Below are 11,015 nucleotides of genomic sequence, written 5' to 3'. Positions count from 1 at the left end.
GCGCCGCGCGGGCGGCGCTCGATTTTATAGGCGCGGCAAAGGTTCCGGCGTGCACTTGGTGACCCTTACTCGGCCAATAATCCTCGCACTCAAAGACCTTGAAAGGGCTGAGTCTTACAGCGAAATCGGCCGGCGTCCCGCGAACGCATGGGCCAACGTCCCACCATCCACCAGCTCCAGTTCCCCACCCAACGGTACGCCATGGGCGATGCGCGTTGCGGTCAGGCCCTTCTCGGCCAGCAGTTGGGCGATGTAGTGGGCGGTCGCCTCCCCTTCCACTGTCGGGTTGGTGGCCAGGATCACCTCGCTGAAGGTGCCCTGCTCTTCGATCCTGGCCATCAGCTGCGGAATACCGATAGCCTCCGGCCCCAGGCCATCCAGCGGCGACAGGTGGCCCTTGAGCACGAAGTAACGACCGCGATAGCCGGTCTGCTCCACCGCATAGACGTCCACCGGCCCCTCGACCACGCACAGCTGCGTGTCGTCACGGCGCGGGTCGGCGCACTGCGGGCAAAGCTCCTGCTCGGTCAGCGTGCGGCATTGTCGGCAGTGACCGACACCTTCCATGGCCTGGCTCAGGGCCTGGGCCAGGCGCGTGCCGCCGCTGCGGTCGCGCTCCAGCAGCTGCAGGGCCATGCGCTGGGCTGTTTTCTGCCCGACCCCGGGCAAAATGCGCAAGGCGTCGATCAGTTGGCGGATCAGGGGGCTGAAGCTCATGGGAAAGGCCTGACAGATCAATAAGACGCGGTTTATACCGAGCGTGGCGGACAGCGTCAAATCAAAGGCAAACGATGACCAACCGTTGCGGTTGACCCTTGAACCTGCCCTGCGTTCACAAGGCATATGCCGAGCGGTGAAAAATCCCGCAAGGACCGACCGCCTCCACACCTCGGTGGTATGCAAGCGGCCGTTGATGCAGATGTACGCGACACTCAAGCCGCGTACATTCCCGCTCTTACTGCCAATTGCTGGCAATGACGACGTCGAGCGCCTCCTTGTAGTTCTGCGGCAACGTCATCTGCCCTGCCGCGGGCGGCGCGAACGCCGCCATCGCCGAGACCAGCTGATCGACCTGGCCATCGAGCAATACCTTGCCATCGTTGGTGCGGAACTGTTCGATGTGCTGCGCCTTCTCCCAGTTGCCTTCACCCCAGAACGACCATTTGGATACCGTCACTTTGTCGGACGTGCCAATGACACTGACTTCAAGGTCCCAGCCGTTCTTGCGGAACCACAGCTGTTCGGTCAAAATTCCCGGGCCAAATTGCAGCACATCGATGTTGGTGTCCGCGTCGAAATCATTGATGACGTCCTGCCCTCCGCCACGTTCGAACTTGTAGAGATCGTCACCGACACCCCCTTCCAGACGGTCATTGCCAGCGCCACCATCGAGGGTGTCGGCGCCACTGTCACCAAACAGCTCGTCAGCGCCTTTGCCACCCAACAGCGTGTCATTGCCGGCGAACCCATAGAGTTTGTCGTCACCGTCAAGCCCATTGAGCACATCGGCCTGCGTTTCGTCACCGAACAGTTGATCGTTACCCTGGGTTGCGGAGCCCTTGGTCATTGCCTTGATCGTGTCGACGTTCCAGCGGGTGCCGTCGGCGAAGCGAATCTGCTCGACCTGGTACGAGGTGTTGGAGAACCAGTTGTTCACCTTCAGCGTGTCGGTGCTGCCTTTGATGCCGATGTACAGGTTGGACAGATCTCGGCTCAGGCTGAGGTCGGACGGCGCGATACCCCCTGCGACCTCGATCACATCGAGGTTGCCGGCCTGGGAATCGTAGTCGCTGATCTCGTCCTGCCCGGCACCCCGGTAGAACAGGTATGTGTCATTGCCAGCATCCCCCTGAAGCTTGTCATTGCCGACACCGCCGTCGAGGATGTCCGCCCCTGCCCCCCCAGAGAGCATGTCGTTGCCAGCACCGCCGTTAAGCGTATCGTTGCCCGACAGCCCGTAGAGCTTGTCGTCCCCTCCCAGGCCGTTGAGTGTGTCGTCGACGGATTCCGCACCTTGCAGCACATCGTCGCCCTGGGTGGCCACGCCTTTGACCAGGGCTTGCATGGTAGCCACATCCCATGACGTGCCATCGGCGAACTGAACCTGTTCTACCTGGTTGTCCTTGGCGTAGAACCAGTTGCTGACAGTCACCTTGTCGGTCGAGCCGATGATCGCCAGTTCCAGATGGTCGCCTTGACGCGATGCCTTGACGTCGGCCGCGGCAATGCCCTGGCCGAACTTGATTACATCGAAATTGCCCGTGGTCCAGTCACGGTCGGATATCGTGTCCTGCCCACCACCGCGCTGGAACAGATAGGTGTCGTTACCCGAACCGCCCGACAGCGTGTCATTGCCGATGCCTCCATCGAGGATATCGTTACCGTTGCCGCCATCAAGCTGGTCGTTGCCAGCCCCACCTATGAGCACGTCGTCTCCGGCCAGGCCATAGAGCTTGTCATCGCCCGCCAGGCCATCGATCCGCTCGTTGCTGTCGTCGCCATAGACGGTGTCGGCGGCTTCGCTCGGCGCTACCCGCGACAGACGCCGAAGATCGTCGACTGTCCAGACGCTACCGTCGGCGAAGGCCACACGTTCCACCTGGTAATTGGCGTCGGTGTAGCTGCGGATGGTCATCCGGTCCGTGGTGCCTTTGATGCCCAGCTGCAAGTCCCAGAGATCGCGGGTCAGGGTGATATCCGCCGCACTGATCCCCGCAGCAACCCTGATCGTGTCGTTGTTGCCGACGCTCATATCGAACTCGCTGATGCTGTCCTGCCCCATCCCTCGATAGAACAGGTAGACATCATCGCCCTGACCACCACTGAGGGTGTCATCACCGGCCCCGCCATCCAGGATGTCATTGCCGGCATCGCCGTTGAGCGAATCGTTGCCGTCGCCACCCTCGAGGGTGTCATTGCCCGTCTCACCGTACAGGTTGTCGTTACCGAGCCCACCGATGAGGCGGTCATCGCCGGCACCGCCATAGATCCGATCGTTACCCGCCAACCCGTCGAGCACATCGGCACCAATATCCCCGTACAGCGTATCGGCCCCCTGGCTGGGCGTGCCGCGCGTCATGTTCTTGAGCGCCTCGAGGTCCCAGATCGTACCGTCGGCGAACAGCACACGCTCGAAGCTATAGTTGACATCGTTGAAGAAGGTGATCGTCACTTTATCGGACGTGCCTTTGATCGCCAGGGTGAGGTAACCGCCGTCCCGGGTCAGCAGCACATCAGCCGGCGTGATGTCGGCGGCTACTTGAAGGGTGTCGACATTGCCCACGGTCGGATCGAAGTCGATGATCGTGTCCTGCCCCATGCCACGGTAGAAGCGATAGGTGTCGTTGCCGGTGTCTCCCGACAACCGATCGTTGCCTGCCCCACCATCCAGGATGTCGTTGCCAGCATCCCCATAGAGCGAGTCGTTGCCATCACCGCCGTTGAGTACATCATCCCCGGCACCACCGTAGAGGTAATCGTCGCCGGCCAAACCATTGAGCGTGTTGGCCTGGGCATCCCCACGCAGGTTGTCGGCACCTGCTGTGCCATTGATCACGGTAGTGGCAGGACTCACGACAATATCGAAAACATCGCTGACCTCGGCCGCCGATTGGTCCACCGCCGTGACCTTGATCGACAGCGTGCCGCCATCGAGCGGCGTGCCACTGAAGGTGCGGCTGGCTGCATCGAACACCAACCAGCTCGGCAGGGCCGCTCCGTTGGCCAGGGTAGCCCGGTAGCTCAGCCGGTCGCCTGCGTCGACGTCGCTGAAGGTATTGGCCGGCAGCACGTATTGCAATGCCTGGCCACTCTTGAGATTCAGGTCGACGATGGCATTGGCCAACTGCGGTGCATCATTGACGTTGGCGATGTTCAGGCTGAAGGCATCGGACACTGCGGCCCCCGCCTTGTCGGTCGCCGTGACCAGGATGTCCAGGCGACCGACTTGGGCATTGCCCGGCGTCCCGCTGAAGGTGCGGGTTGCCGCATCGAAGCTGAGCCAGCCCGGCAACGGCTTGCCATCGGCCAAGGTGGCGCGCAGCGTCAGGGCATCTCCAGCATCGGCGTCGATGAACGTGTTCGCGCCCAGGGCCAGGACAAATCGACTGTCCTCGGCCATGTTCTGGTCGGAAATCGCAGAAGATACCGTGGGCGCGCGGTTGGCCAGCGTGGCCAGGGTCGCGGTGTTCCATATCTTGCCGTTGGCGAACTCGATGCGCTCGATGGCGTGACCGCCAGCGGCGGTCCAACCCGAGACGATCTGCTGGCCGTCGTTCAGCCGCAGGATCATGCCCTGGGCCGAGTGCTCGACCGCCACATCGCGCTCCTCGATACCTGCCTCGAAGACGATGCTGTCGTTACCGCCCGCGAAACCAAGCACCTCACTGATGACGTCCTGGCCATGCCCCACACCGAATACATACCGATCGTTGCCACTGCCACCTTGCAGGAAGTCGTTGCCCGCGCCACCGTAGAGGCGGTTGTCCAGCGCATTGCCGATCAGTTCGTTGTCCGAGCTGTTGCCGGTTGCATTCAAGGCAGGCCCTACCAGTTCCAGGCGCTCGACGTTTGCCCCGAGGGAGAAGTCCACGCTGGCGAAGACACGGTCGAAGCCACTGTCGAGCACCTCGATGGCCTGGTCACCCAGATGATCGACAAAATAGCTGTCGTTGCCCCCGCCACCATACATCTGGTCCGCCCCCTGGGCGCCATCCAGCCGGTTGTCCCCACGGTTGCCGCGCAGGATGTTGTCGACCGCGTTACCGGTACCGTTGATGTCAGCATCGCCAGTCAGCTCGAGGTTCTCAAGATGGGTGGCCAAGGTGAAGGAGACCGAGCTGCGGACGCTGTCCGTGCCTTCATCGGCCGACTCGACGATGCGGTCCGCGCCATCATCGACCACATAGATGTCATCGCCCAGGCCACCCACCATCACATCCGCGCCCCCGGCGCCATCGAGCACGTTGTTGCCCGCGTTGCCAACCAGCCGGTTGGACAAGCCATTGCCCGTTCCGTTGATGGCCGCCGAACCCTGCAACTGCAGGACCTCCACCTCATCGGCGAGGACATGGCTAATGCTGGACTTGACCACATCGTAGCCACCACCGACCACTTCCATCACGACATCGCCAGGGTGATCGACGATATAGGTGTCATCGCCCAGCCGCCCCTCCATCACATCGGCACCGGTACCACCGTCCAGGATATTGCCCCCGGCATCCCCCACCAGCAGATCGTTACCCGCCGTTCCAGACAACAGCACCTTGGGCTGCGCGCCCCCCTGACCAAAAATGAAGTGGCTGGCTGACAGTTGGCCGGCACTCACGCCCTTGAGCGTCAGGTATTGGGTACCGCTGGCCATGGCCCCGAGCCAGACCCGCAGGTACTGCTGGCCATCAACGGTGACAGTACTGAAATTGAGGTCGGTAAAACCGCGCACCGCATGAATCTGCGACAGGTCGATCGTTTCCTTGGGGTTGCCCACCTCGAAGTCGTCGATCAGGTTGGCCATGACGCCTTGCGAGGCACTGTCACGCAGGTCTTCGACCAGCACGAAGCGATCGTTGCCGGCACCACCGGCCACCGAGGCGCCAGTGTGGGTCGCCGCGCCGTTGAGGTTGATGTTCGGGGACAGCAACGTGGTGGTAGCATGGTCGCTGATCGCCTGGTCACCCTCCAGATACAAAGTGTCGTCGCCGGCATCGCCACCCAGGTAATCCAGCCCGGCGCCACCGTGCAGCACATCGTCACCCGCCCCCCCACGCACGACATCGTTGCCTTCGCCGCCGTTGATCACGTCATTGCCACCGATGGGTGAGTCAGTCGAGGTCTCACCCACCAGCACATCGTTGCCCAGGCCACCCTGGATCGTGTCGCCACCGGTACCGCCGAACACCCGCTCACCCGCATCGTTGGTCCAGTACCGGAAGCCACCGCTGGTGTTTGGCAAGTTGCGCTCGGTTGCCGTGCCGTCCAGGCCGAAACCGTAGCCCGAGGCTTGCGACAGCTGACTCACGCGCACGGCCTCCGGCGTGTGGATGAAGCTGCTCAATGTAAGGCCGGCGGCCTGGACATTCCTGAGCATCAGCACCTGCCCATCGCCGAGCTCCAGGCGCGCATCGGCGCCCTGCTGGGAAATGGTCATCGTCGCATAGGTATCGGCGGTGAAGCCGGAGAGCACGATACGGTCGGTACCGATCACGAAATCGGTCAGGGTGTCGGTCTCCCCGGCAGCCTTGTCGATGATGAAGTAATCGGTATCGGCGCCACCGGTCAGGGTATCGTTGCCCTGCCCACCGACCAGCGTGTCGACACCGGCACCGCCGGCCAGCACATCATTGCCGCGCCCACCCACGAGGGTGTTGTTGGCCGCGTTGCCGGTCAGCGTATCGGCAAACTCCCCACCGATCAGGTGCTCGATCTGGCCTGGATTGGCAAGGGTCAGGCGCGCACCAGCCAAAGTGGCCTCGCCCTTGGACAGGTCAATGGTACTGGCACTGGAAATGGCCGCCACATTGATCGTGTCCTGCCCACCATCGGTGTCGTTGAGTACATTGCGCGCGCCTGTCCCGGCGAGCTGGGCAAACTCGTTGGTGTACACGTACTGGTCGTCGGCATTGGCGCCCCTGCCAAAGACATTCAGGCTCCAGTTGTTCAGCGTGCCAATGTCGCCCGTCGTGCTGTCGATCACTTGCAGCGTCCAGTTGCCTTGTACCGCCTCACCGCGCAGCAGCGCGGTGCTGAAGACATAGTCCAGGGTCTGCGCGCCATCGAAGCTGGCATTGCCTCGATCACTGGCGTCACTGCCGGGGACCTTGCCGGGTCGATTCATCAGAATCGACTCAGTGCCCGAGGGCGAGATCAGCTTGAGGATCAGGTCGCCGGGCCGGGCATGGGTCAGGCTCACCTTGACCTCGACATGCTCGGCCTGCAAGTCGACATTCCCCATGTTAAGCGAATGGCTGATCCCAGCGCCTTGCCCGTCGCTGATCGCCCGATTGAGCACGCCCGATTCCAAGGGTTTGGCCAGGCTGAGTTCGTTGGTCAGGATTTGCTGGCTGTTCCAGGTTTCCGCCAGACGCACCGCCGCGCGGGCGTCGACTTCGCCGTAGCCGTAGTCATGGCTGACGTGCATTCCACCACCGTTCCAGTTCTGGCTACCATTGGTCTGCCAGTGGGTGGCGCTGTCATTTACCTTGCGGGCAGAGATCGCAAGGATCTGCTGAACGTCGCGATAGCCCAACGTGGGGTTGGCTTCCAACATCAACGCAACGATGCCCGATACGATCGGCGCCGCGAAGCTGGTGCCCTGGGAAACGCTGGTGTCACTACCGAAGGTCGAGCCATTGTCGTTCTGAACCAGGCGCGAGGTCGATGTCACATTTGAACCCGGCGCACTGACCAGGATGCTGGCCCCCGGACTGGAGAACGGCTTGCCGCCCAGTTGCAATGCCCCCAGGTCGGTGGTCGCGTTGATCGCGCCAACGATGACACTGCTGCGGCTGTTGGTGAGATTCGAGTAGTTGGTGTTGCCGCCTTTCTCGCGGTCGTTGCCACCGGCCGTGACGATCACCGTGCCCAGGCCATCGCGGCCTTCGCCAATAGCCTGCTTGAACGGCGTGGGCATCAACCCCAGCTCGGTCGGCGTGAACTTCAGGTCGAAATGGTTGCTGCTGCCCCAGCTGTGGTTCACCACATCGTACTCGCGCATATGCGAAAGATTGCCGAAGTCATGCTTGTCGACCCAGTAACCGGCGATGCTGGCGTCATAGGCCACGCCGACACTGCCTTCACCGTTGCGCGAGGCGACCATCACGCCGGCGACGAGCGTCGCATGATCGCTGAACTTGCCGCCACTGCCCTCGCCAGCCATCTGCCCCGGGGTAGCGTTGGCCAGCCACTGCGGGTCGAGGTTATTCTTGAGGTCGGCGTGGTGGTAATCGAGGATTTCCCGAGTGGTGCCGAACGGGCTCTGGATTTCGACCTGGGCGATGCGTACGCCTTTGCCGGTGTAATCCTTCCAGACCGGCAGGATATTGGCCTGGGACAGGTACCACTGGTCGGTCACCAGCGGATCGGCCGGCAGGTCGGCGGTGCGCAGATAGACGGCAGCGCGCATCGTCGCGCTCTCACCAGTCCCCATGTTGACGACCGTAGTGGCCGCATTGCCCTTGGCGTCGGCCACGGTGTACTTGAAACCCATCACGCCCGTGAAGGTCGCATCCGGCGTGAACAGCACGTCGCCCGCCTGTGTCAGGCTGGCGCTCCCGCCCACCACCTCGAACAGGCCAGTGATGTGCAGGGCATCGTGCTGCCAATCGATATCGTTCTGCAGCAACTGCTCCTTGCCGATCAGGTGCGCGCTGGTGCGCTCGAAGGCGACACCCGCCCGATCCTTGCCCAGGACATCCTTGACCAGCAGGGGGTTCTCGCTGCCTGCGCTGATGGCGCTCGGAATCTCCACCTGCTTGAGGTTGCGGAAGTTGGCGCTCTCGACGTTCTTCAGGAAATCCGTGCCATCGCGGCCCGCCACCGTGTCGCTGATCCAGACACCTTCTGCGGTGCGGGTCAGACGGTAGTCGGCAAAATCACCCGACAGCTCCACGACGTCCAGGCCATCGCCACCTTCGATCATATCGTCACCGGCACCACCGATCAGCACATCGTCCCCGGCGCCACCGTTGAGGCTGTCGTCATCGAGGCCACCTTCGATCAAGTCGTTGCCTTCACCACCGAACAACTGGTCACGCCCACGGTGGCCACGCAGCACGTCATTGCCTGCGTTACCGTTGATGAAATCGTCGCCATCCTCGCCAGAGAGAGCATCGTTGGCCGAACCGCCGACCAGCACGTCGTCGCCGTCGCCGCCCCGCATGTAGACCGTGCTGTTGCCACCACCGATGAATACGTCATCACCACGCCCGCCCTGGGCAATCTCCACACCGGCCTCGGCCAGGTTCAGGCGTACCCCTTTGTCACCGAGCACCTGCACGATGTCGGTGCCGTCGCCACCGTGAATGTTGCCGGGCAGGTCGTCACCATCGATCAGCAGGACATCGTCACCGGCCCCGCCATTGAAGCTGTCGCGGCCTTGGCCTCCGGCCAGCCAATTGCTCTGGGCATCACCCAGCAGCACATCGTTGCCTGCCCCCCCGGTGGCGTTGTTGACCCCTTTCTGCGCCACATCGATGCGCTCCCCAGTGGTCGAAGCAGAAACATAGCCCTTGACCGGCGCCACCTGCCCGGATCCCTGGGTCGAAATGACCGTGCCGTTGCCATTGGCGCTGAACACGTGTCCGTTTGGGTTGGCCACGAAGTTTGCAGCGATGGCTTCCTTGGTCACGCCATTGTGCACAAAGGTGCCGCGCGCCAGGACTTCGTTGCCATCACGCACTTCGCCACTCTGTGCTTGGTTTCCGAGGTTGATCCGGGTGATGCCCAGTTCGGTCAGCGACTTGAGCTCGCTGGTTTCACCGGCCTCGATGGCGCCATTGCCGTTGAGGTCTAGCCAGCTCTTGCCATCGTGATTGCCATCGACCCAGACCTTGACGCTCGACCAGGCCGCATCCTGCCTGTCGAACACCCCGTCGGCATTGCTGTCGAGACTGGCCAGCGCAGCGAAACCATTGGCGAAACGCTTCTGCCCGGCATCACCATTGCTGCCTGGCGCCCCACCAAAGTATTCGGAAAGGGTCTCGCTGATGTTGTCGATCTTGCCATTGGCATTGGTGTCGACCACGACAATGCCATCCTCGGTACTGACCCAACCGGTTTCCTCGAGGCTGCCACCATCGTTGTCCGCGTCGAAGAACACCGGGGCCGTCAGGTAATCGGTCAGGCGCACGCCATCGCCATTCAGGTCCAGGACCAAAGGGTCGGTAGGCAGGGTCAGGCGTGCGCGGGCATCGCCTGAGTTCAGCAGTGCTCCCAGGGTGCTGCCATAGGATAGCCCCTGGCTGGAGCCACGCAGGCTGAAGTCGAACACGTCGCTGGCCGTGTTGATGTTGCCCGGGCGATAGCCGTCGGCAAGGATCTGGGTCGCGGCGGCAGTGAAGGTGTTGTTGACCCAGTTGCCCTGCATCTGGTTGATATTGAGCTTGTTGGGGTCGTAGGTGATCTTCCAGCCACCACCGTTGCGCACCAGACCATCGGCCACCTGGGCGGCATTGCGCTCGTGGTCGGTGGCGCCCTTCTCGGTCACGCTGCCCGCATTGTTGATATCGAGCTTGAAGTAATTGTCACTGACCGACGCAATGGGGGTAGAAGGAACGCCCACGTATTTCTTGATCTGCGCGGCATTCTCAAGGTAGACCTCGCCCCCGCTTACACCGCCACCGGGCTTGGGTGCGTACTGGCCACCGGGGTTGTCGGCGGCAAACTTATCCGCCCTGGCGGTAGCCCACTCCTTGCCATTGTTGTAGTAGGTGATCAGTACCGCATCCTGGGTGTCCTGATCGTAAGAGGCCCAGGCGGCACCCGCTCGCTCCGTATAGAAAGCGCGACCTTCCTGCAACATCAGTGCGGCGAACTTCAGGCTGGCACTGTTTTTTTCATCAGAGAGGTCACTGACCAGCGACTTGTAGTCGCCGTTATAACCTTTCAGGCCCAACGGGTCGTTCTCGGGGTTGCCAGCATTGTACTTTGCCAGCAGGTCGATCGCGGTCAGGATCTTGATATTGCCTGGCCCGACATCATTGAGTACCGGGTTGTCCCATTTGATCAGGCCTTTCTTGATCGAACCGGCCGAGACCACATCACGCAGGATCTGCTGATCCTTCACCACGCTGTCGTAGTTGTTTTTGATTTCTTCATGGCTGAAAGCGGAAACCCGTGCCGTCTGGATCTTATCGACGGTACCTAGCGACTCATACTCTTCGCCGATCGCCCCGAGTATGCCCTGGGCGGTGACATCCGCCGCGCCAAGCTGGTTGGCAATCGCCTTGGCCTGCTCGGTCTGGCTCTTTATGTATTCGAATGTAGACTCTCTGAACACCATCACTCAATTCCTTCTGACT

The 11,015-nt window shown here is 61.9% G+C and carries 2 protein-coding genes; both read right to left on the bottom strand.

The features are described 5' to 3' along the window. Positions 1 to 114 precede the first annotated feature (114 nt). Positions 115 to 717, bottom strand: a complete 603-nt coding sequence (recR, locus tag P5705_RS21500) for a recombination mediator RecR (protein ID WP_277462886.1) — start codon at positions 715 to 717, stop codon at positions 115 to 117. A 238-nt stretch (positions 718 to 955) separates the two neighbouring features. Continuing rightward, positions 956 to 10,996, bottom strand: coding sequence for a calcium-binding protein (locus P5705_RS21495; RefSeq protein ID WP_277462884.1), 10,041 nt, complete (start codon positions 10,994 to 10,996; stop codon positions 956 to 958). Between the last annotated feature and the right edge of the window lie 19 nt (positions 10,997 to 11,015).

It is taken from the genome of Pseudomonas entomophila, assembly GCF_029478665.1.
Classification (GTDB): domain Bacteria; phylum Pseudomonadota; class Gammaproteobacteria; order Pseudomonadales; family Pseudomonadaceae; genus Aquipseudomonas; species Aquipseudomonas entomophila_F.
The sequence above is the reverse complement of the archived record's forward strand: the minus strand, read 5'-3'. Positions and strand labels throughout refer to the sequence as shown.